At 34.5% G+C, this 22,211-nt stretch carries 22 protein-coding genes; 6 read left to right on the forward strand and 16 right to left on the reverse strand.

Annotated features, from left to right (window positions below; translation table 11 throughout):
* Positions 1-5: 5 nt before the first annotated feature.
* From AC1DVP_RS11735 to recF, 3 genes are all read right to left on the reverse strand, one after another.
* On the reverse strand, positions 6-704 hold the full coding sequence (locus AC1DVP_RS11735) for a rhodanese-like domain-containing protein (RefSeq protein WP_477183659.1): 699 nt from the start codon (positions 702-704) through the stop codon (positions 6-8).
* A gap of 122 nt (positions 705-826) precedes the next feature.
* On the reverse strand, positions 827-1,831 hold the full coding sequence (locus tag AC1DVP_RS11740) for a PDDEXK nuclease domain-containing protein (protein WP_477183660.1): 1,005 nt from the start codon (positions 1,829-1,831) through the stop codon (positions 827-829).
* Positions 1,832-1,932: 101 nt separating this feature from the next.
* Positions 1,933-3,012 carry a DNA replication/repair protein RecF gene (gene recF / locus AC1DVP_RS11745; protein WP_477183661.1) on the reverse strand — a complete coding sequence of 360 codons (1,080 nt, stop codon included), beginning with the start codon at positions 3,010-3,012 and terminating at the stop codon, positions 1,933-1,935.
* A 388-nt stretch (positions 3,013-3,400) separates the two neighbouring features.
* Between recF and AC1DVP_RS11750 the strand changes: the two genes are divergently transcribed.
* The 6 genes from AC1DVP_RS11750 (at position 3,401) to AC1DVP_RS11775 (ending at position 9,936) form a co-directional block, all read left to right on the forward strand.
* A complete protein-coding gene (locus AC1DVP_RS11750; RefSeq protein WP_477183662.1) occupies positions 3,401-4,177 on the forward strand; it encodes a tetratricopeptide repeat protein in 777 nt (258 codons plus the stop codon).
* Between the two features lie 70 nt (positions 4,178-4,247).
* Positions 4,248-4,820, forward strand: coding sequence for a 6,7-dimethyl-8-ribityllumazine synthase (gene ribH, locus AC1DVP_RS11755; RefSeq protein ID WP_477183663.1), 573 nt, complete (start codon positions 4,248-4,250; stop codon positions 4,818-4,820).
* Between the two features lie 359 nt (positions 4,821-5,179).
* Positions 5,180-7,075 carry a DNA mismatch repair endonuclease MutL gene (gene mutL, locus AC1DVP_RS11760; RefSeq protein ID WP_477183664.1) on the forward strand — a complete coding sequence of 632 codons (1,896 nt, stop codon included), beginning with the start codon at positions 5,180-5,182 and terminating at the stop codon, positions 7,073-7,075.
* Entirely contained in the window at positions 7,072-7,884 is an 813-nt protein-coding gene (locus AC1DVP_RS11765) for a rhomboid family intramembrane serine protease (RefSeq protein WP_477183665.1), read from the forward strand. The genes mutL and AC1DVP_RS11765 overlap by 4 nt, the downstream gene beginning before the upstream one ends.
* Positions 7,885-7,959: 75 nt before the next feature.
* Complete coding sequence (locus AC1DVP_RS11770) at positions 7,960-8,817, forward strand: rhomboid family intramembrane serine protease (RefSeq protein ID WP_477183666.1); 858 nt, start codon at positions 7,960-7,962, stop codon at positions 8,815-8,817.
* 72 nt (positions 8,818-8,889) lie between these two features.
* The gene (locus tag AC1DVP_RS11775) at positions 8,890-9,936 is read left to right on the forward strand and encodes an endonuclease/exonuclease/phosphatase family protein (protein WP_477183667.1); all 1,047 of its coding nucleotides are present in this window, start codon (positions 8,890-8,892) and stop codon (positions 9,934-9,936) included.
* A 47-nt stretch (positions 9,937-9,983) separates the two neighbouring features.
* Here the strand turns inward: AC1DVP_RS11775 and AC1DVP_RS11780 are convergent, their stop codons facing one another.
* The 13 genes from AC1DVP_RS11780 to AC1DVP_RS11840 all read right to left on the reverse strand — a co-directional run bounded on the left by AC1DVP_RS11780 (position 9,984) and on the right by AC1DVP_RS11840 (position 22,142).
* A complete protein-coding gene (locus AC1DVP_RS11780; RefSeq protein ID WP_477183668.1) occupies positions 9,984-10,595 on the reverse strand; it encodes a nucleotidyl transferase AbiEii/AbiGii toxin family protein in 612 nt (203 codons plus the stop codon).
* On the reverse strand, positions 10,550-10,855 hold the full coding sequence (locus tag AC1DVP_RS11785; protein ID WP_477183669.1) for a DUF6922 domain-containing protein: 306 nt from the start codon (positions 10,853-10,855) through the stop codon (positions 10,550-10,552). Before AC1DVP_RS11785 ends, AC1DVP_RS11780 begins: the two co-directional genes overlap by 46 nt.
* 29 nt (positions 10,856-10,884) lie before the next feature.
* The gene (locus AC1DVP_RS11790) at positions 10,885-11,505 is read right to left on the reverse strand and encodes a WbqC family protein (RefSeq protein ID WP_477183670.1); all 621 of its coding nucleotides are present in this window, start codon (positions 11,503-11,505) and stop codon (positions 10,885-10,887) included.
* 67 nt (positions 11,506-11,572) lie between these two features.
* A complete protein-coding gene (gene lepB / locus AC1DVP_RS11795; protein WP_477183671.1) occupies positions 11,573-13,129 on the reverse strand; it encodes a signal peptidase I in 1,557 nt (518 codons plus the stop codon).
* A gap of 90 nt (positions 13,130-13,219) precedes the next feature.
* Positions 13,220-13,927 carry a 4-hydroxy-tetrahydrodipicolinate reductase gene (dapB, locus tag AC1DVP_RS11800; RefSeq protein ID WP_477183672.1) on the reverse strand — a complete coding sequence of 236 codons (708 nt, stop codon included), beginning with the start codon at positions 13,925-13,927 and terminating at the stop codon, positions 13,220-13,222.
* 48 nt (positions 13,928-13,975) lie between these two features.
* Positions 13,976-14,536, reverse strand: a complete 561-nt coding sequence (locus AC1DVP_RS11805; protein ID WP_477183673.1) for a DUF5683 domain-containing protein — start codon at positions 14,534-14,536, stop codon at positions 13,976-13,978.
* On the reverse strand, positions 14,536-15,435 hold the full coding sequence (locus AC1DVP_RS11810; RefSeq protein WP_477183674.1) for a ParB/RepB/Spo0J family partition protein: 900 nt from the start codon (positions 15,433-15,435) through the stop codon (positions 14,536-14,538). The genes AC1DVP_RS11805 and AC1DVP_RS11810 overlap by 1 nt, the downstream gene beginning before the upstream one ends.
* Before the next feature lie 4 nt (positions 15,436-15,439).
* Positions 15,440-16,207 carry a ParA family protein gene (locus AC1DVP_RS11815; protein WP_115814434.1) on the reverse strand — a complete coding sequence of 256 codons (768 nt, stop codon included), beginning with the start codon at positions 16,205-16,207 and terminating at the stop codon, positions 15,440-15,442.
* 238 nt (positions 16,208-16,445) lie between these two features.
* Positions 16,446-17,327, reverse strand: coding sequence for an SDR family oxidoreductase (locus AC1DVP_RS11820; protein ID WP_477183675.1), 882 nt, complete (start codon positions 17,325-17,327; stop codon positions 16,446-16,448).
* A gap of 158 nt (positions 17,328-17,485) precedes the next feature.
* Complete coding sequence (locus AC1DVP_RS11825) at positions 17,486-18,622, reverse strand: methionine aminotransferase (protein ID WP_477183759.1); 1,137 nt, start codon at positions 18,620-18,622, stop codon at positions 17,486-17,488.
* A 35-nt stretch (positions 18,623-18,657) separates the two neighbouring features.
* Entirely contained in the window at positions 18,658-19,503 is an 846-nt protein-coding gene (locus tag AC1DVP_RS11830; RefSeq protein ID WP_477183676.1) for a tetratricopeptide repeat protein, read from the reverse strand.
* Positions 19,504-19,615: 112 nt separating this feature from the next.
* Positions 19,616-20,983, reverse strand: coding sequence for a T9SS type A sorting domain-containing protein (locus AC1DVP_RS11835; protein ID WP_477183677.1), 1,368 nt, complete (start codon positions 20,981-20,983; stop codon positions 19,616-19,618).
* A 436-nt stretch (positions 20,984-21,419) separates the two neighbouring features.
* Positions 21,420-22,142, reverse strand: coding sequence for an SAM-dependent methyltransferase (locus AC1DVP_RS11840; protein ID WP_477183678.1), 723 nt, complete (start codon positions 22,140-22,142; stop codon positions 21,420-21,422).
* Positions 22,143-22,211 lie beyond the last annotated feature (69 nt).

Genomic DNA, 22,211 nt, shown 5'->3' on the forward strand with positions numbered 1-22,211 from the left:
ATGGATTATTGTAATTGGGTTTTTAAATCTTCTTCGCTAATAAAACCTGACTTTTGCCATTTTATTACTTTGTTTTCATATAATATTAAAGTAGGAAGTTCACTAATTTTCAATTCCTGCATAATGGTTTTATTTTCGTCCGCATTTAGGCGGATGACGACTACTTTACCAGTCATTTCTTTTTGTATTTTTAGGATATAAGGCTCCATTTTTTTGCAGGGTGCACACCAAGGCGCATAAAAACTTACCAATGTTTTCTTGTCGGATTTTATTAATTCGGCGTATTCCTGAGGGCAAACGCCAATGATTTTGGTATCTGGTTTTGCTAATCCGGCAGATTCCCATTTTAGCATTCCGCCGTCAAGATTGTAAACGGTTGTAAAACCCAATTCGGCTAATTTTTCGGATGCTTTGGCACTTCTTCCGCCACTTTTGCAATACACAAAAACGGGTTTTGTTTTATCGTATTTTTCTGTTTTTAAAACAAAACTGTCGCTCAGCCAATTCACATTATCGGAGTTTTCGATATGTCCCGCTGCATATTCCTCGGGCGTGCGAACATCTAGGATTTGGGCATTTGAGGTAGCTTTTATCTTCTCGGAATACGAAGTAACATCAATAGTTTTAACGTTGGGAGATGTTTGTCCATTGCAGGAGAATAGTATGAAAGAAATTACGAATAGATATAGGTGTTTTATTTTCATTGGAACATATGTGTTTTATTAATGTAAAATTAAGCATTTTTTGCTTTTTGAAATCTTTCAAGAGGTACATATATTTCCTTGTGATTAAGCAAAAAATATTATGGAATTATATGTAATTGAAATTAGCAGTTCTCTTTCTGTTCCAATTCTTTTTTAATTAAATCTTCTAATTGATTTTTGGGTAATAATAATTGGTATTCAGCCACGCCAATTGGTTTGTTAATGTCTTGAAGCGCAATTTCCACATCCAAATGATTCTTGTCGGCACACAAAATAATTCCAATCGGTTGGTTTTCATCAGTTTTTCGTTCAAATTTATCTAACAGGGTTAAATAAAAATTCATTTTCCCAATATATTCAGGTTGAAATTCGCCTATTTTTAGTTCAATAGCCACAAGAGATTTCAAATCCCGATGGAAGAATAACATATCTACAAAATATTCCTTTTCATTATACTCCAAACGATATTGGTTTCCAATAAATGAAAAACCTTTACCAAGTTCCAGAATAAAGTGTTTTATTTTTTCAACCAATCGATTTTCCAGTTCTCTTTCTTTTATGCTTTTTGTAACGCCTAAGAAACCTAAATTATAACTGCTTTTTAATATCTCGTCTGCATAATTGGCTGTGATTTCGGGCAATGTTTCTTTGAAATTATGACTTTTTTCAATAGTGTTTTCCTGCAGATACGTTTTGGCTTTGATGTAATTTAATAAAATATCTCTCGTCCACGCCATTTCTACTGTTTTTGATGCATAAAATAAAGCTTCTTCATCAGAGCTTGTTTTGCTCATTATCAATAAAATATGGCGCCAAGGCAAAACTGCAACGCTGCGCTGCAGTTTTTCGTTTACATTACAAAACCTATCGTAAAACTTCTTCATATTCCACAAATTTCGTGGCGAAAGTCCCATTTCTGGAAATTCTTTTTTGAGGTCGGCAGACAGTTTTAAAATTATACTATTGCCATAGGAGGATGCTTGTACTTTTTCAGATAATAATTGACCAATATTCCAATAAACAGAAATAGTGCCTTGGTTTATTTTGATGGCAATGCTTTTCTTTGCTGTATTTATTTGGGTAATACAACTGCTTAAAATTTCGTTATATACTATTATTTTGTTCATAGTTATATTTTGTAATTATCATACACGTGCTCACTAAATTCAAACTTTAAATCTACTGTTTTTTTTGCTTTTTTGAATCTTTAGGTAATCTTAAATAAAAATCACAAATTGAAAATCGTATAGCTCTGCAGTGTTGATTTTACGATTGTTTCTGTGCGTTCAGGATGCGTATCGGATATGAAAAGCTGTCCAAAGGTGTCGTTGTTGACCATTTCGATGATTTTGGATACACGATTTTCGTCTAATTTATCGAAAATATCATCAAAAAGCAGAATGGGTTTTATGCCGCTTTGTTTTTTTAAGAATTCGAACTGCGCGAGTTTCAATGCTATCAAAAATGATTTTTGCTGTCCTTGGGAACCAAATTTCTTGATGGGATGATTGTCGATCTCAAAAGAAAGGTCGTCTTTATGAATGCCCACGCTGGTGTATTGCAGGATTCGGTCTTTGCTGATACTTTGTTGCAAGAGTGTCAGTAAATCATTTTCGAATAAATGACTTTCATAAAGTACTTGAACCGATTCCTGTGAACCCGTTATATTGTGGTGATGGAAGTTGAAAACAGGAATAAACTCGGCTATGAATGCTTTTCTTTTTTCGAAAATGGATTGTCCAAATTCGGTTAGCTGTTCATTATATATAGATAAGGTATCGTTGTCATAGGTATGGTTTAGCGCAAAATACTTTAATAAAGCATTGCGCTGACTCATTACTTTTTGATATTGGATGAGTTGTTGCAAATAGAGTGAATCCAATTGGGATATCACGCTGTCCATAAATTTTCTTCTGGTTTCGCTTCCTTCCACAATTAAATCCCTGTCGGCAGGCGAAATGATGACTAATGGAATGAACCCGATATGGTCTGAGAATTTATCGTAGGCTTTTCCGTTGCGTTTCAGTATTTTTTTTTGCCCTTTTTTGAGACTGCAGACAATTTGTTCGGTTCTTTCGTTTTTTTCAAATTCGGCGTCAATTACAAAAAACTCTTCACCGTGTTTGATGTTTTGAACGGCGAGCGGATTGAAATAACTTTTTCCATACGACAAATGATAGATGGCGTCCAATACATTCGTTTTTCCGATGCCGTTTTTGCCTACAAAACAATTGATTTTGCTGTCAAATTCGAAATTGGCTTCGGAAAAGTTTTTGTAATTGAATAACGATATTTTTTTTAAATACATCTGAAGGTCTTGCTGGAATTGTTGACTTTGAAGCCTTTTTTTGGACGGTTTCAAAGAGGGTGCAAATTATTGAAAAATATTGATATAAAGGATGGGAATTTGCGTTTTCGTTTTTTACTGCGTCCGTTCGCTCGCGTGAGGGACAGGAGCAAGCTACCGAAGTAGCGCGGATGGCCTGACAGCAACAAGGAAAAAGGGCAATGACGTCAAAGAGAATAGCCCTTTTTTCTTGATGATGGCACGCCCTGATTATTTGGATAATGGACTGTTTTTTATGGGTAAAATTGCAATCAAAATATTTTTTTTCAATTTTTAATATAAAATCGTTTTTTTTTACGTGCATTAGAATAAAAATTTTATTTTTGCCGTTCACTAAATTAAATTTTAAATGGCTACTTACAGTAAAAGAGGATATAAAGCACCAAAAGAAAAGGAAGTAAAAGACGATGCAGTTGAAAATGTAATGATTGACGAAAAAGACAGTGCTACGGCTGAGGTTTTTTCGAAATTAGACGAAACAGCTTCTAAAACAGAAGACTGGGTTGCTAAGAATCAAAAAATTATAATTGGGGTTGTTGGAGCTATTACATTGGTGACTGTTGGATATTTTGCTTATCAAAAATTTATCTCTAATCCAAAAGAGGAAGATGCCGCTAACGAAATGTTTGTTGCGCAGTCTAACTTTGAGAAAGCGACTAATGGTGTGGCTAGTGATTCATTATATAAATTAGCATTGAATGGTTCTGAAGGTAAATTTGGATTTGTAAAAATCGCTGATGAATATTCTGGTACGGCTGCAGGAAATTTGGCTAACTATTATGCGGGTATCGCTTACTTGAATACGGGTAAATATGACGAAGCAATTACTTATTTAGGTAAATTCAGTTCAACTGATGTGATGTTGAGCGCTTTGGCAAAAGGAGCTATCGGAGATGCATATTCTCAAAAAAATCAGCCAAAAGAAGCTTTGGAAAATTATATCAAAGCGGCTGAATCCAGCAAAAATGATTTTACAACGCCTCGTTTCTTGATGAAAGCCGGTAAAGTTGCTTTGGCTTTAGGAAATAAAGAAGATGCTTTGAAATATTTCACAGATATTAAAGATAATTATGAAAATTCTCCTGAAGCTGCTACAGTGGATGGTTTAATAGGTTTGTCACAGTAATCAAGGTGGCAGCTTTCAGATAGCAGTTCTTTCTGCAATCTTAAATCTGCAATCTGCAATATTAAATAATATGGCTACCGAAAATAAAAATTTATCGGATTACGATAAAAACACAGTCCCAAATGCGAAAGACTTTCGCTTTGGGATTGTTGTTTCAGAATGGAATGATAACATAACCGAAGGGCTTTATAGTGGAGCAATTACTGCTTTATTAGAGAACGAAGTGCCTGCCCATCACATTATCCGTTGGAATGTTCCTGGGAGTTTTGAGCTGATTTATGGTTCTAAAAAAATGTTGCAGACCCAAAATGTAGATGCTGTAATCGCTATAGGTTGTGTGATTCAAGGGCAAACAAAACATTTTGATTTTGTATGCGAAGGGGTGACCCAAGGAATTAAGGATTTGAATGTTCAAACTGATATCCCTGTTATTTTCTGCGTATTGACAGATGATACTATGCAACAATCCATTGATAGAAGTGGTGGTATTCATGGAAACAAAGGTACTGAAGCGGCTATTGCAGCCATAAAAATGGCTTATATTCGTCAACAAGCTTCATTAACTCACCGAATTGACGATCAGCATTTATTGTCATCAGGAGCTTTGCGAATTGAAAATTTGCCTTTGCAGATAGAAGAATAAATTTAGTGATTAGTCATTACTGAAAAGCTATAGGGGCTAATTACTAATTACTGTAAAAAAAACAGCCTATACCGTTCGCTGAATGGTGTAGGCTGTTTTTTGTACTGTTATTTGAAAAAAAACGAGTTCAGATTATTAATTTGTTGCTGTACAAATCAAGTTAGATGTGTTTTGTTTTCAGGTGTGTTCCAATGGTAAGTATGCTGTATGGCCTTGATGAAAAGTTATTTAGGATTGTTGTAGTATTTTTGGTTTTTTTTATGAGTGCCAATGAGGTAAAACCCAAGAGAAATTCCTTAAATTTGTCTTCCTTTTGATTTAAATTTTTAAATCTATAATCCTAAATCTAAAATTTTTCAATGTCGAGTATAATTCAATTGCTTCCTGATCATGTTGCTAATCAAATTGCCGCTGGTGAAGTGGTACAAAGACCAGCTTCAGTAGTGAAAGAACTGTTAGAAAACGCAGTGGACGCAAAAGCAACCGACATCAAATTAATCATAAAAGATGCTGGAAAATCATTGGTTCAGGTGATCGATAATGGTTCGGGGATGAATGTTACCGATGCGCGTATGTGTTTTGAACGCCATGCAACCTCCAAAATCCGTCAAGCCGAAGATTTATTTTCACTGCATACCAAAGGATTTCGCGGTGAAGCTTTAGCCTCAATAGCAGCGATTGCCCACATGGAAATGAAAACCAAATTGGAGCAGGAGGAGCTAGGAACTCACATTGTTATTGAAGGGAGCAAATTTATGTCCCAAGATGTGGCGGTTTTGCCAAAAGGAACTTCATTTGCAGTCAAAAATTTATTTTTTAATATACCGGCGCGCCGTAATTTCCTGAAATCGGATACGGTGGAATACCGCCATATCGTTGACGAATTTCAACGTGTGGCTTTGGCGCATCCAAAAATCCATTTTACGTTTTACCATAACGGAAGCGATATGTATAATTTGCCTCCGTCAAGTTTAAGACAGCGCGTCGTTAATTTTTTTGGCGGAAAAACGAATGAAAAACTAGTTCCTGTTGTCGAAGATACTGAGATGATGAATATTCAGGGTTTTGTGAGCAAACCTGAATTTGCCAAAAAAAATAGGGGAGAACAGTTTTTCTTTGTCAATGACCGTTTTATAAAAAGTCCGTATCTGCATCATGCAGTGATGGCTGCTTATGAAGGGATTTTGAAAGACGGTTCGCAGCCTAGTTATTACTTGTATTTAACGGTACCGCCAAATACCATTGATATCAATATACATCCAACTAAAACTGAAATTAAGTTTGATAATGAAAGTGCGATGTATGCTATATTGAGAGCGTCTATAAAGCATAGTTTGGGGCAGTTTAATGTGGCTCCTGTTTTGGATTTTGAACGTGATGCTAATTTAGATACTCCTTATCATTATAAAAATTTGGAAGCAGAAGTGCCAACGATTCAGGTTGACAGGAGTTTTAACCCTTTTGCTGAAGAAAAACCAAATAAGACTTACCAATCATCTTATAAAAAAGCAGAATCGGCCACCAGTTGGGAAAGTTTGTATACGGATGTAAAACACGATACGGCTATTGTTTCTGGCAGCAATGAATTTGCTTCGAGCAACAACGATTATTCTTTTGAAAATGACGGGCTTTCTTTTGAAAACGAAGAGGTTACATCATCTTTATTTAATGATGAAGAAGTAGAACAGACTGTTCAGAAAACATATCAAATTCACAAAAAATATATTGTTTCTCCCATAAAATCCGGAATGGTAATTGTGGATCAAAACAGAGCGCATCAACGTATTTTGTACGAGCAATTTTTAGTAAATATGACCGTTCAGCATGCTTCGAGCCAGCAATTGCTGTTTCCGATTAATTTGTTTTACTCCGCAACCGAAATGGAACTTATTACCGAGTTACAACAGTCATTAGTCAATACTGGTTTTGTTTTTGAGGAATCAAATTCGGATCATATCGTGATTTCGGGTATTCCGGTAAATATTACCGAGAGCGAAGTAACGGCCGTTTTGGATCAGCTGTTGAGTGATTTGCATAACGGAATTCCTGAGAACAGTTTCAGCCAGAATGATACTATTGCCAAATCGATGGCCAAAAGTTTGGCAGTTAAAACAGGCGCTTATTTAACCGAAAAAGAACAGGAGAATTTAGTGAATGGTCTTTTTGCCTGTAAAGATCCAAATGTATCCCCATTTCAGAAACCCACTTTCATCACCATGCGTGTGGAAGATTTAGATAAAAAATTTGCATTATGATGAATATTACACCAGTTGTAAAACAGCTATTGATTATTAATATTATCTTTTTTATTGGTTCACAATTAGTGCCAGTATCGTATGATCTTTTTGCTCTTTATTATCCTGAAAGCGATAACTTTAAAGGCTGGCAGTTAATTACCCATATGTTTATGCATGCGCCATTTCCTAATGTTGCCCATATTTTATTTAATATGTTTGCACTCTATTCTTTTGGCAGTGCTTTGGAGCATTTTTGGGGTGGCAGAAAGTTTATTTTCTTTTATATCTCTTGTGGATTAGGTGCTGCATTATTGCACACGGGAGTGAATTATTTTGAAATTCATTCTTTACTGTCTGAAGTCTCCGGCTTAAATTTATCAAATTCAGAAATACATCAATTGTTAAATGCAGATTACAGTACGTTATTTGACGAAAGAGGAAAAATGCTTCCGGGAGAAATAAATTCAATATTAGAAAGAGTGCACTGTACTCAAGAGCAATTTAATACTATTGTAAATGCATCAATGCTTTCAAAAGGGGTTGTTGTTGGTGCTTCTGGAGCTATTTACGGTTTGTTAGTGGCGTTTGCCTTTATGTTTCCAAATGCTGAATTGGCGCTGATGTTTATACCAATTCCGATTAAAGCAAAATATTTTGTACCAGGAATATTAGCTGTCGATTTGTTTTTAGGGTTTAGAGGGCAATCTATTTTCGGTGCAGGAAGTACAGGAATAGCTCATTTTGCGCATGTTGGCGGGGCTTTAACAGGCTATGTTATGATGTGGTATTGGAAGAAAAACCAGTTTAACAAAAATCGGTGGAATTAATTTTAAATGAGGCAAGTATTCTGTAAATTGTAATTAAGTTTCAGAATTAGATATGTAATCGAAAATAATAAAAGCATGAATATCTTAGACGATTTGAAAATGCAATATAGATTAGGAGGCATCGCCTTAAAAATGATCTATTGGAATATAGGTTTTTTTTTAGTTTCCTTATTTTTCTATCAATTTAGCATTGGAGCTTTTGATTTTCCCAATTGGATTGCTTTGTCGTCAGAGCCAGCCGTTTTTTTGTTGAAACCTTGGACTTTTTTGACGTATGCTTTTTTTCATGATGGTTTTTTTCATTTGCTTTTCAATATGGTGGTACTGAACTTTGCCAGCTACCTGTTTTTGACTTTTTTTTCCTCCAAACAATATTTAGGGCTGTATATTTTAAGCGCTATTTTTTCGGGACTGATTTTTGCTCTAGCATTTAATCTGATGCATTACAGCGGTGCTATAGTTGGTGCTTCGGCAGCAATAATGGCTATTTTAGTTGCTGCAGCGACCTACAGCCCTCTAATGGATGTAAGATTATTACTGATTGGCAATGTCAAATTATGGCATGTTACAGCAGTAATTATTGTTTTGGATTTAATGCAATTTCGTTTAGGGAATTCAGGAGGGCATATTTCACATTTAGCAGGAGCTTTTTTCGGTTTTATGTATGTGAAGTTATTGCAAAACGGAATTGATTTGACTAAGACAGTAACTGCGGTTTTGGATTTCTTTACCAATTTATTTAAAAAACCGTCGACACCTTTTAAAAAAGTGCATAAAAATTATAAAAAGCCAATCGAAAAACCGATTTCTAAAATAGTGGTTAAAGATAAAAAACAGCAGCAAATAGACGAAATTTTGGATAAAATTAGTCAGTCTGGTTATGACAGTTTGAGCCAAGAAGAAAAAGAATTTTTGTTTCAAGCCGGAAAATAACCTATTTTTATCTAATTATTATTGAAGTGTAATCGAAACTTTTAACTTTTAGAAGTTTAAAATACATTAAAAATGAAGAACCTTTCATGGTTTAATAAAGGAATGTATCTTTTGAATTTAGTGCTTATAGTGCTAACATTCATCGCTTATCTGCTGCCTTTTTTGGCACCAAAAATCTTTCCGTTTTTATCGGTATTAACTTTATTCATGCCCTTATTCCTTTTAGCTAACGGATTGTTCTTTCTGTATTGGGGAATTCAGTTTAAAAAGCGCATGATTTTGTCAGGTTTAGTTCTTTTGATTGGAATTACTTTTTTTAATAAGTTTTATAAATTTTCTGCTAAAGAATTTAAGGAAAGCGACAAGGATTTTACCATTATGAGCTATAATGTGAGACTGTTTAACGTTTTTAAGTGGTTAGACCGCGATGATGTTCCAGATACAATTTTAGAATTTATCAATAATCAAAATCCCGATATATTGTGCATTCAGGAGTTTTCAAATTCCGCTGATATTGACTTAAAAGTGTATCCTTATAAATATGTTTTGATGGAGGGAAAACAAGTTAAAACGGGTCAGGCTATATTTTCTAAATTTCCTATTATCGATCAGGGACACATCGTATTTCCTCATTCTAATAATAATGTTGTTTTTGCTGATATAAAGAAAGGGAAAGACATTATTAGAGTATATAATATGCATCTGCAGTCTATAAAAATTTCACCGGAAGTAGGTGAAATTTCAGAAAATATTGATGTAATTGATCAGCAGAAATCCAAGTATCTTTATAGCCGAATCAGTAAAGCTTTTAAACAGCAACAGGAACAGGCGGCCATTTTTAAAGAACACGAAAAAGATTGTAAATATCCTATAATTATATGTGGGGATATGAATAACAGTGCTTTTTCGTACGTGTACCGCAATATAAAAGGGAAATTGAGAGACAGCTTTGAAGAGGCTGGCAAAGGCTTCGGGGCGACTTATAAATTTAAATATTACCCAGCAAGAATAGATTATATTTTTGCTGATGAAACTATGGAAGTGAAGCAATTCGAAAGTTTTTCCGATTTTCAGAACTCAGACCATTATCCTATTATGGCGAAATTGTCTATGGAATAACTTTGTGTTGGTTTTACGGTCTAATAAGTATTGTTAATTATTTGGAATTAAATTAATTTTTGTTCTGCTTTTAATATTGTTTTTTTTATTTGATTCCAATCAGCTTCTTCAAACATAACTGGCATTTCCTCTTTTTCTGCATCATCAAAGTATGTGAGACTTTTTAGAACCATAAATTCGGAGCCGTCTATATATTTTTTTTTATAAAATGAAAAAAGTTCTTTTAGGGTGTATTTTTTTAGAAGAAAAAATAAATCGATAAAATCCTTTCGGTTCCCTCTTCCGGCAATAGCGTTTAGTTTCATCGCTCCTATATCTTTATCAGATAGCATTCTTATGTTTTGAATGACTTTTGGATTTTCAATTAAAGGATATTTGTAATTTACAAAATCAACTTTTATGMCGTCAACAGAAAAAATAATGATGTTTTTGCTTTTTTTTAATATAATGACATTTCCAAATTTTGATAACTCTTCAATAAATTCTATTTCGTTTATTTCAGCATTTCCAAACATATCGATGTCTATTGAAAACCGATGTCCAATTTGTAATGCTAATGATGTCCCTCCAACCAAATAAAATCCTTCAAACACTTCAGAAGCCATTATTTTATTTAATAATTCCAGAAGTTTTGGTTCGATTGTTTGTGTTTGTAACATCTAAAGTTAGATTTTTCGAGTTGAAATAAATTACAGAGAAATGAAAGAGTAACTTCGTCTAGAGATCTGAAATTTAAGGAAACATTTTTTATGACTTCTAAGCCATAAACTTTTTTAATAATGTTCCAGTCATTCATCACGCCAAATTCCAGCACTTTGTAAATAATTTGCTCTTTAGATTTTTCGAAATCCAAAGCCATTATATTCACATCCCAAAAAATATGAGAAGATAGCTCAGAGATGGAATATTTGGTTTTCATTTAACAAAGATATAGAATTGGTTTTAGTTTTATTTTAAAGTCTGTTGTTTTAAATAATCCATAGCATATCTACCTTCATTAAACAGCAGGTCAAGAACGCTTAAATTGTTTAAAAATCCATGTTTATCATCAAAAACTTGAGTATAAGGCTCAAAAAGGGAATGGTCTTTTTTTCCATTTACCAAATAACGAAAATCAGTAATTTCGGAATTTTCGATTTCTTGGAAATATTCGGTTGTGGTGCCAAATTCTAACTTCATCCGCAAACACTTAGCTGTTATTTCTAAAGCTTCAAAATTAAGATCCATCAAAAAAGTATGTTTTTTTTGAAAAATAGGGAGTAAGTCGTCTTCGAAGTACTCAAAGAAGGGAGAACTTCTGTAAGCGGCTTCCAGTGATTTGAAATGCTGTTTTTGCCAGTCAAATTCCTGTTCTATCTTAATGTCTTTTGTCTTCTGATGGCTTAAATTAGAATGTTTTATTGGAATATTCAGCAATTGAATGCCATTTGGACTGTAAATATAAGTTCGGTTACGGTTCGTTTGTTTTTGAAAATTATCCTCCATTTCAAATGTAATACTGTCAGATTGTGCCATTGCTACAAAATGACTAATTGATGGGAAATAGGAGGGATGTAGTATAATATCCATTTGTTAAAACGTTTAAGCTCAAAGTTTGAGGCCAGTTTTGATAGACCTCAAACTTTAAACCATTTAACTAAATATTTTTTTGCGCTTTTCTTTTTTTCCAAAAATATTCACCAACAAAAAAGGCAGCAAGTGCAATCAGGAAGTATTTAAAGTACGATTGTGGCTGTCCTTCACCGCTAACGGTTGTGAAGACTCTGTTCCAACGAATTTTGTTTAAGCCTTTACCATTAGTGTCCCAGCTTAACCAAATAAAAATTGGTTTCCCTACAATATGATTTTCTGGAACATATCCCCAATAACGGCTGTCTTCAGAGTTATGGCGGTTGTCTCCCATCATCCAATAATAGTTTTGATTGAAAGTGTAAGTAGTTGCTGCTTTTCCGTTAATTAGAATTTCATTGCCGTTTATTTTCAGTTCGTTTTTTTCGTAATCGGTAATAATGGTTTTGTAGAAAGGTAATGTTTCTAAGTTTAAGGCGACTGTTTTGCCTTTTTGAGGGATATAAATTGGTCCAAAATTATCTTGGCTCCATTGTTTAGTATGAGGAAAAATACCGCTGTCAGCATTTTTATAAATAATCCTGTTTACAGCTGTTATTCCAGGTATGTTTTTTAATCTCTCTGCTCCTGCAGAAGTCAATGCGCTTATAACTAATGTATCTCTTGTTTGTTGATTTAAGAAATAACCGCCATCTGTGATGTCCATATCCTTGAAAAGATATTCAAAGTCAACAGGAGTTTTACCGTCTAAAACTACTTTGTAAGAAAATTGAGGTTTTGCACGTTCTGGCAAAATCAATTCTTTTCCATTAATATATACTAATCCATCTTTGATTGATAAACTGTCTCCAGGAACGCCAACACATCGTTTTACATAATTTGATTTCTTGTCAATAGGCTTGTCAACTCTAAGTCCTGAATGGTCTCTAAATTTATACACGGTATCTGCTGGCCAGTTGAAAACAACAATGTCAGTACGGTTAATATTTTGTATGCCTGGTAGTCTAAAATAAGGTAATTGCGGCCAATTCAAATATGATTTCTGTTTGGTCAATGGAATCGTATCGTGTACCATAGGCATTGCTACAGTAGTCATTGGAACTCTAGCGCCATAATTCATTTTGCTTACAAATAAAAAATCTCCAACTAACAATGATTTTTCCAATGAAGAAGTTGGGATAGTGTAGGGCTGAATAAAATAAGTGTGCACAATGGTTGCTACGATAATTGCAAATAGTAATGAACTAATTGTATCGGCGGCTTTATGCTCTGGGTTAGTGTTTCTGTCGGAAACGTAAGTTAAAGATTGGGTGTAATTAAGGTAAAAGATGTAAAACCCTAAGGTTGCAATTACAAGCAGGGTATCTGTGGTGTTTTTTTTGCCAAAACTGCGAATTGTTTCTACCCAAATAACAGGAAACATTATCAAATTAATAATTGGGATGAAAAGTAAAAGCGTCCACCAAGTTGGACGGCCAATTATTTTCATTAATACAATAGCATTGTAAACTGGAATGGCAGCTTCCCAACGTTTTCTGCCGGCACTTTCGTATATTTTCCATGTTCCTAAAAAATGGATAACCTGTACGGCTAAGAAAAACACAAACCAAAGATATAGTGTCATAATTTTGAAAATTAGAAGTTAGAAATTAGAAGTTAGAAATCGATCTATTTTCTAATTGGAATTTGGAGTTTTTATTGTTTAGGATTTATTTTATTTGGAATTTAAATTCAATACATCTTTCATAGTAAACACGCCTTGTTTCCCTGCCAGCCATTCGGCGGCGATTACCGCTCCTAAGGCAAAACCTTCTCGATTATGGGCAGTGTGTTTTATTTCGATAGAGTCTACTTCGGAGTTGTAAGTTACTGTATGAGTGCCTGGAACAGTTCCTGTTCTTACTGCTTCGATATGAATTTCATTCTCTTTTGGGCTGTCTAATGTCCAATTGGAATAATTACTATTTTCAATAACTCCTTTGGCTAATGATATAGCTGTTCCGCTTGGAGCATCTAGTTTTTGATCGTGATGAATCTCTTCCATTTCTACTTTGTAATGGTCAAATTTTGACATGATTTTGGCAAGATATTCGTTGAATTCAAAGAATAAATTTACACCAAGACTAAAATTTGAGCTAGATATAAAGCCTCCATTTTTGGCAGTACAAAGAGCAATCATTTCGTCATAATGCTCTAGCCAGCCTGTTGTACCCGAAACTACAGGAACGTTGGCGTGAAAACAGCTGGATATATTGCTTACGGCTGCTGTTGGTACACTAAAATCGATAGCAACATCGGCGGTTGAAAGTCCTTCGTAAGTATTGAATTCATCTTTCTTTAAAACAATTTCATGTCCTCTTTCTAAAGCAATTCTTTCGATTACCTGCCCCATTTTCCCGTATCCTAAAAGCGCAATTTTCATTATGTGTAGTTTTTTAATTTTTTATAAAGAGACCAATAATTTTCGAATTTAAAAACGATAATTAAGCGTTAGTCCCAGATTTGATTTTAATGTTACAGCATCTGGAGTTATTTCTGGTCTTACAGATAAAGTCTGATTGACATTGAACTGAATTAATGCTGCATCAACATTGGCATCTATAATGTTTAGTACATAAAAGCCAATCACAAAAAGTCCTGATAAAGAAGCATTTCTCTGGTAAAATTCTTGTGCTGAAATTAATTGTGTGTCTGTAAGATAATTGTAACTTGGGTCAGGATTGCCAGACAGACGGCTTTTGTAGGCATCACGATACTCGTTGTATTTCTTTTTGTTATCAATATAAAGGTATAAACTGGTTCCCATAGCTCCATAAACTAATGGGATTTTCCAATACCTTTTATTGTATGCCTGACCTAATCCGGGTAATATAGCTGAATAAAAGGCAGCTTTAGCGGGTGTCAATGGATCTATTTCTGTTAATTTTAAAGTGTCTTTTGACTGTAAAACAGCATCTTTTTTTGCTTGTGCAAAAATTGCTGCGTTTCCAAAAAGAAAAAGCAATAGACCTATGAATATGATTTTATTCACTACCCTTCTATTAATTTTATAATTCTATTGAAGTCTTCTTCAGAATGAAAAGGGATTGTAATTTTACCTTTGCCATTTCCAGCAACTTTTACATCTATTTTTGTTCCAAAATATTTGTTGAAAGTACTCACATCTTCATCATTAATTTCGAAAGAAGCAGTTTTTGCAGGGATAGCCGGTTTTGGTTTCAAACTTTCGTGATAGTTTTTTACCAAAGTTTCGGTCTCTCTAACGGATAGATTTTGACTTACTATTTTTTGATAAATATCCGTCTGAACATCGTGATCGTCTATGTTAATGATAGCGCGGCCGTGACCCATACTGATGAAACCATCACGTATTCCAGTTTGAATAATCGGATCGAGTTTTAAAAGTCTTAAATAATTGGCAATGGTAGAGCGTTTTTTACCAACTCTTTCGCTCATTTGTTCTTGAGTTAATTGAATTTCATCAATCAATCTTTGGTAAGAAAGTGCAATCTCTATTGGATCTAAATCATGACGCTGGATGTTTTCAACCAAAGCCATTACTAATGACTCATTATCGTTTGCAATACGGATGTAAGCAGGAACGGTAGTAAGTCCGATTAATGTTGAAGCGCGTAAACGGCGTTCTCCAGAAATCAATTGGTATTTGTTAAAGTCTAATTTACGTACGGTAATAGGTTGAATTACCCCCAATTCCTTGATAGAAGTGGCTAGTTCGCGTAAAGATTCTTCGTTGAAATTACTTCGGGGCTGAAATGGATTTATTTCTATAGCATCAATTTCAAGCTCTATAATATTGCCGACAACTTTATCTGCATTTTTATCTTCTACCGATTGAATATCGTTTTCAGGATCTTTTAATAATGCAGATAAACCTCTACCTAAGGCTTGTTTTTTTATTGCTTTTGACATACAGCTATTTACTATTTTTCTTTATAATTTCTTGAGCTAAATGAATGTAATTAACAGCTCCTTTGCTTGTAGCATCATAGTTTATAATGCTTTCTCCAAAACTTGGGGCTTCACTTAATTTTACATTTCTTTGGATGACGGTTTCAAAAACCATATCGTTAAAATGCTTTTGGACTTCTTCGACCACTTGGTTTGATAAACGAAGTCTGGAATCAAACATGGTTAGTAATAAACCTTCAATGTCCAAATCTGGATTGTGGATTTTTTGAATACTTTTTATGGTATTTAATAATTTGCCCAAACCTTCTAATGCAAAATATTCGCACTGAATTGGAATAACTACAGAATCCGCAGCGGTTAAGGCGTTCAAAGTCAAAAGTCCAAGAGACGGCGCGCAGTCAATCAAGATATAATCGTATTGGTCTTTTACGCTTTCTAATGCTTTTTTAAGCATGTATTCTCTATTTTCTTTATCGACAAGCTCAATCTCAATCGCAACAAGATCGATATGTGCGGGAATTACATCAACATTTGGCGACGAACATTTTATGACAGCCTCCAGAGGGGTATGACTGTGTTCGAGAATTTGATAGGTTCCAATTTCGACTGTTTCTACATCAATTCCTAAACCTGATGTGGCATTCGCTTGAGGATCAGCATCTATTAGTAATACTTTTTTTTCTAAAACACCTAATGAAGCAGCCAGGTTAATTGAAGTAGTTGTCTTTCCAACTCCGCCTTTCTGATTCGCAATCGCTATGATTTTGCCCATTTATTTTCTAAATTTTGAACGGTAAAAATACAATTATTTATGGGTTTTGAAAATCTATTTTGTTAACAAAAACAAATAGTTTTTAGACTTCTCCTGATGGCTTAAATAATTTGCGCATTATTTGCTGTTTTTGTGTTTACTAAAAACAAAAAAGAGAACTGTATAAGCTCTCTCTAGAAGTTGTGTTTTATTTATTTGTTTAAAAAGTAAAAATGAATTTTAGCATTGTGATGTGTTGCTAACGATTCTTTTTTGCTTTAATCATCATTTCTAATTGATCCCAAAGCTCTTCGGGAATGGCTTCTAATAAATTAAATTGTCCAGCACCTTTCAGCCATTCACCGCCATCAATAACAATTACTTCACCATTTACATAAGCAGAAAAGTCAGAGACTAAATAAGCAGCTAAATTGGCTAATTCCTGGTGATCTCCAACCCTTTTTAAAGGAACTTTTTTGGCCATATCAAAWTTTTCGGCAAGATCACCAGGCAATAATCGATCCCAAGCACCTTTAGTAGGGAATGGACCTGGAGCTATTGCATTGGTACGAATTCCGTATTTTGCCCATTCTACCGCTAGACTTCTCGTCATTGCTAGAACACCTGCTTTTGCTGTGGCGCTGGGAACTACATAGGCAGAACCAGTCCAGGCATAAGTTGTAACAATATTTAAAACGGTTGCCGAAGTTTGTTTAGTATCTATCCAATGTTTTCCAAAGGCAAGTGTGCAGTTTTTGGTTCCTTTTAAAACAATATCAATTACAGTATCAAAGGCATTGGATGATAAGCGTTCTGTTGGTGAAATAAAATTCCCCGCTGCATTGTTTAATAATACATCGACTTTGCCAAAAGCTTTTAATACTTCATGCAGCATATTCTCGACTTCTTCATAATGGCGAACGTCACACTGCAAGGGCAGACAAGTTCCTCCTGTTTGAGTTTCCAATTCTTGTGCAGTACTTTTTAGTTTGTCTAAATCTCTTGAAGTAATGGCAACTTTTGCGCCTAATTCTAAGAAATACTTGGTCATCGCTTTTCCTAATCCGCTTCCGCCTCCTGTAACTACTATTACTTTGCCATGTAAAGCATCATCTCTCAGCATTTTATCGGTATAACTCATAATTTATTTTATTTGGAATGTAAATGTAATAAAAATAAAATAGTATGCATGCATAATTTTTTATTGATTGCTAAGTTTTTTAGGTACAGAGTTTTCCAAGACATAAAATGGTTATGTAAAAAAAAACACAGACTCTTAGAAAATTTGCATCTCAGTAATTATATTGCTTCCAATCTTTTCGCCGCTTCTGCTAAAGTTAAATTATCCTTAGCAAAACAAAAGCGGATTAATTTTAAATCTTTTCCATTTTCATAAAAAGTGGATATGGGAATCGCTGCAACACCATAATCAGTAATTAACCGTTTGCAAAAATCAACATCACTTTCGTTAGAGATTGAGGCATAGGAGACTACTTGGAAATAAGTTCCTTCGCAAGGCATCAGTTGGAATCGGCTATTTTTTAATAATGCTCTAAAGTAATCTCGCTTCTCTTGATAAAATGAGCGGATCTCATTTACATCCACTAAGTCCAAATATTCTGAAACGGCGGCTTGACAAATGCTATTGACACTAAAGATTAGAAATTGATGCACTTTTTTGATTTCTTTCATCAAATAGTCAGGAGCTACAAGGTAACCAATTTTCCAGCCCGTTACATGAAATGATTTTCCAAAAGAAGAAACAGTAATGCAACGGTCAAGCAGTTTTTTTCGGGTATGGGTTGAAATGTGTTTTTGTTCGAAAGTGATGTATTCGTAAACTTCATCGGAAAGCAATAATACATTGGGGTGTTTTTCTAAAAGTGTTTCTAAATTTTTCAAATCGGATTCGGTCAAGATTTTACCCGTTGGATTATGCGGATTATTGATGATTATCATTTTGGTTTTCTCCGAAAATGAATTGCCAATCATATTCCAATTGGGCGTGTAGTCGTCATTGAGTGCTACACGAATCGGTTTTGCCTGGCTTAACAAAATTGGTGCTTCGTAGCAATCGTAGCTTGGATCAAGAATGATTACTTCGTCATTTGGTTTTAGCAAGGCTAGTAATGTTGTGAATATGGCTTGGGTTGCGCCGGCTGTTACTAGTATTTCAGTTTCGGGAAGGATGTCACGATTGTAAGATGATTTTACCAATGTAGCAATTTTGTCTAGCAATGGCAGATAACCAGACATAGGCGTGTATTGTTGAACGTCTTCAAGTGCTAATCGGGAAACTATTTCTGTTAATCTCTCGTCAACAGGGAAGTTTGGGAATCCCTGAGAAAGATTGATAGCGCTGTGTTCTGACGCCATTTTGGACATTACTGTAAAAATGCTCGTTGTTACATTTGGTAATTTACTCATGAAATAGATAAATTTATTCAGTTGTATAAAAGCAGTTTTGGAAACTAATTCATCTTTTCCAAATCCTTTTTAAATTTTTCGACATAAGGTCCAAAGTGATTGTCTTTGTCAATTTGAGTAAAGTTTATCCACTCGTTGAATTTTTTTAAATTATTCTGACTGTAGAATGCGCATAAAATATTGAATGCGTTTTCAGATTTATAAGTTTTGTCAATTATATCCTTTTCTATTTTATAATAGGTCTTTATTGCATCAGGGAGCTGGTTGTTATGCACTTGTGAATAAAGTAATTCTTTGTAAGCATAAGCGTCGTCCGGTGTTTGTTTAATTACTTCTTTTAGGATATTAATCGCATTTTGAGGTTGATTTAAACAATTATATGAAAAAGCAATCTCAGTTTTAAGTCCTTTGTAATTCGGGTCGATCTTTTTTACTTTTTCTAAGTACGTTAACCCTTTAGCGCATTCGTTCCAGAGATTATAAGTGAAGCCCCATCTGAATAACCTATTGGTAGCGTTTTCTCCTTCTTGGTAAGCATTGAGCCAATCAGGAGTTTTTGAAATATTAAATTCGACAAAATAAGATTCAGGAATGATTGCTACTAATGATTTGTTTGGCTGTAATCTGAATTTCATAGAACTTTCCGCTTCATTTTTACTGATAAGAAATTTTCCATTGCTGTTTATTTTGAATGAACCAGCAAAATCAAAAGTTAAACCTGCTTGATTGTCCATGTATACAAAACCATAGTTGTAGGAGCCGGATGAGTCAGACGGAAAGACAACCCATTTATCTTCGCAATCAATAGGTTTTGAATTGAAATTTAATTTGTCTTGAGCTGCACAACAAATACTTATAAAAAAGCTTATAATTAAGATGAAGGTTTTCATAATTATTGTTGGTTTTAAAAAGAAGGCTTAGTTCTAATTTTATTTTCAAAATTATGAAAAATTGTACTATACCCTTTCTGGTTGACTAATTGTTTTTCAAAAAATAAAAAACTTATTGTTTTATAAATTTATAGGTAGTTGAAAATTCGCCTATTTTAAGATTGCATAAATAGATGCCTTTGGATAAGCTGGCTAAATTGAGAGACAACTTTTCATTAGGAGATACGTTTTTATAAGAAGTGAAAACTTTTTCTCCAGTAATAGAATATATGTTTATGGTTGCGTTTCCTGAGGTAGTATCGGATAAATCAATATTTAATATAGCAACAACTGCTGTGGGATACAGTTTTATGTCTTCGTTTAAAGTATGATCTTCAGTGCCTAAATTAGTACAGCTGGTTGATATAGTGCCAGTATTAGTGACATTTAAGGTGGCTCCTGCGCCACAAGATGAATTTGATACATAGGAAGCTACATTGGCTGTAGAAAACGGATTGTATGTGTAAGATGGCTTAGTGGCCGTTCCAACATCAAAACCTGTAACAGCCGTAGGAGCTGTTCCTTTTGTACAATTATCAAATTTAACGGCAACCGTTCCTGAACCCTCACTGACAGGACTGGAAATAGTAGCTATTTGTTCAAAATTACAATTTTCAATATAACAGGTAGTTCCTTTATCTCCAGCTCCAAGTCCGACAGCAGAAGCTCCGGAAACGCTGGTTTTATAATAGCAATTTAAGACATGCAATTCGGCATTTCTGGCTCTTGGCATTCTGGCTTTGCAACCTTCTGCCCAATAGCAGTTTTGAAAAGTTACGCTAAAACGGCCGTCAGAAGGAAAATCAGCAATGCCTGAACCAACTAAATCTGTAAAACGGTGGTCTGCTGACCCTCCAGATCCTCCAGCTGTTGGAGTTTTTAAATAGGTGAATTTACACCATGAAACTGTTACGTTATCAGCATCTCCTTTAATATCGAAATTGCCGTCCATACCGTCTTGAAACTCGCAATGATCCATCCAGATATTGGTTCCTTCGTTAGTAAGATTGTCTCTTCCGTCAACATCATAGGCTCCAGGGCCTTCAAAAATAAGATTCCTTATGATAACGTTATTAGAGCCGGATTTTATGTAGAGGATTCCGGAATTAGCGGCAGATGTTGGTGAGTCTCCAGGTGTTATCTGTAAGTTTCTTAGTCTTGCTCCGGGTAATCCTATAATGGTTCTATTAGTAAGCAATATGCTTGTGTAGACACAGTCAATCGTTCCTGAAATCAAAATTATGGAATTAGCCACCGTAGTTGATGTAAGTGCAGTTTTCAGTTTAGCATAAGTATCAACTGTTACTGTGTTAGAAGCAGTAGGAGTACCGCCCCCAGTAGCACCTGCACCAAATCCTTGTGGGCTTGCCATGTAATAGTTTTGTCCACAAACGTTGTAAAGGCCAAGTAAAAAGATACCTAAAAATAATAATTTTCTCATTTAATAAAGGTTTTGGTTTAATAAATTTAAGAGTGAAATCGATGCAATATACAACAAAACAGTTCAAATGCAATCGATTACATTAATTTTAAAAACTTATTATTCTCTTAAATAAAAGCTGTTTTATTGATTGGCTAAGTTTGTTTCTGATTTTGATTAAATGAATTGTTGATCTAAAAAAAATTTAGAATGATCCTTTTTATTAAAAATCTTAGGAATCTGAACTCGATTATTGATTTTTTGGAGCAGAAAGATTAGGAATTGTAGATAGTACCTAGAGGGAAAGATTTTGCTTTTTTACCATCATTTAAAAAAACAATCCAAAGTTTAGCTATGGCCAGCGGTTTCAACCGTTGGAGATAATAATCGAGTTTAGGTTAGGAGGATTAATGTTTTGGATTAAACAGTTTTTCTTGGGAAATGCCCAAAATAGCTGCTACATTTTATGAATGATAAAAATAGTGGGGCGTTTGTGTAAATCGATGGTTTCTTTTTTCCATGCCGAAATTTTCTTTGTTTTGATGTATTCCGTTGGTAAGGTGATATCGGTGGCTATGCATAGATGCGTTTCAGGATGCAGGGTCTGGATTAAATCTTCGAGTAATTTATTGTTGCGGTACGGTGTTTCGATGAAAATCTGAGATTGATTTTTTTCAAAAGATATGCGTTCCAGACTCTTGAAACTGGCTCTTTTTTCGTCTTTTTCAATGGGTAAATAACCATGAAAAGTAAAGCTTTGACCGTTCATTCCGGAAGCCATCATAGCTAAAAGGATAGAGGATGGGCCAACAAGAGGAACAACTTGAATCCCTTTATCGTGAGCTAATTTTACGATTACCGCACCAGGATCGGCTACACCAGGACAACCAGCTTCGCTCATAAGCCCCATGTTTTTACCTTCTAAAAGGGGTTTTATAAAATCTTGGTGATCTTTGGTTTCGGTATATTTATTGAGTACAAAAAGTTTTAATTCTGATTGTTTTTTCTCGGGATTAGTGAGTTTGATTGATTTTCGGGCAGTTTTGTCATTTTCAACCACATAGTAATCTATGAGATCTACGCATCTTTTTATGGTTTGCGGTAATACATCCATTGGGTCGCAATCGCCCATTGTAGTTGGAATTAAGTATAGTTTTCCAAAAAGAGGTGCTGATTTCATAAGGTGATTTTGTTTTTAGAAAATGAGAAGTTTTTTAGCCTTATAAGAATGATTTCTTACCAGCGTATT

The organism is Flavobacterium sp. P3_A6, assembly GCF_056403035.1.

Bases quoted from the DNA above. Each gene is read 5' to 3' on its own strand.
- AC1DVP_RS11765 (WP_477183665.1), top strand. From the start codon at position 7,072: ATGATGAATATTACACCAGTTGTAAAACAGCTATTGATTATTAATATT.
- AC1DVP_RS11830 (WP_477183676.1), bottom strand. From the start codon at position 19,503: ATGAAAACCTTCATCTTAATTATAAGCTTTTTTATAAGTATTTGTTGT.
- AC1DVP_RS11750 (WP_477183662.1), top strand. From the start codon at position 3,401: ATGGCTACTTACAGTAAAAGAGGATATAAAGCACCAAAAGAAAAGGAA.
- dapB (WP_477183672.1), bottom strand. From the start codon at position 13,927: ATGAAAATTGCGCTTTTAGGATACGGGAAAATGGGGCAGGTAATCGAA.
- AC1DVP_RS11840 (WP_477183678.1), bottom strand. From the start codon at position 22,142: ATGAAATCAGCACCTCTTTTTGGAAAACTATACTTAATTCCAACTACA.
- mutL (WP_477183664.1), top strand. From the start codon at position 5,180: ATGTCGAGTATAATTCAATTGCTTCCTGATCATGTTGCTAATCAAATT.
- AC1DVP_RS11735 (WP_477183659.1), bottom strand. From the start codon at position 704: ATGAAAATAAAACACCTATATCTATTCGTAATTTCTTTCATACTATTC.
- AC1DVP_RS11775 (WP_477183667.1), top strand. From the start codon at position 8,890: ATGAAGAACCTTTCATGGTTTAATAAAGGAATGTATCTTTTGAATTTA.
- AC1DVP_RS11785 (WP_477183669.1), bottom strand. From the start codon at position 10,855: ATGAAAACCAAATATTCCATCTCTGAGCTATCTTCTCATATTTTTTGG.
- AC1DVP_RS11815 (WP_115814434.1), bottom strand. From the start codon at position 16,207: ATGGGCAAAATCATAGCGATTGCGAATCAGAAAGGCGGAGTTGGAAAG.
- AC1DVP_RS11740 (WP_477183660.1), bottom strand. From the start codon at position 1,831: ATGAACAAAATAATAGTATATAACGAAATTTTAAGCAGTTGTATTACC.
- AC1DVP_RS11770 (WP_477183666.1), top strand. From the start codon at position 7,960: ATGAATATCTTAGACGATTTGAAAATGCAATATAGATTAGGAGGCATC.
- lepB (WP_477183671.1), bottom strand. From the start codon at position 13,129: ATGACACTATATCTTTGGTTTGTGTTTTTCTTAGCCGTACAGGTTATC.
- AC1DVP_RS11790 (WP_477183670.1), bottom strand. From the start codon at position 11,505: ATGGATATTATACTACATCCCTCCTATTTCCCATCAATTAGTCATTTT.
- ribH (WP_477183663.1), top strand. From the start codon at position 4,248: ATGGCTACCGAAAATAAAAATTTATCGGATTACGATAAAAACACAGTC.
- AC1DVP_RS11810 (WP_477183674.1), bottom strand. From the start codon at position 15,435: ATGTCAAAAGCAATAAAAAAACAAGCCTTAGGTAGAGGTTTATCTGCA.
- AC1DVP_RS11835 (WP_477183677.1), bottom strand. From the start codon at position 20,983: ATGAGAAAATTATTATTTTTAGGTATCTTTTTACTTGGCCTTTACAAC.
- recF (WP_477183661.1), bottom strand. From the start codon at position 3,012: ATGTATTTAAAAAAAATATCGTTATTCAATTACAAAAACTTTTCCGAA.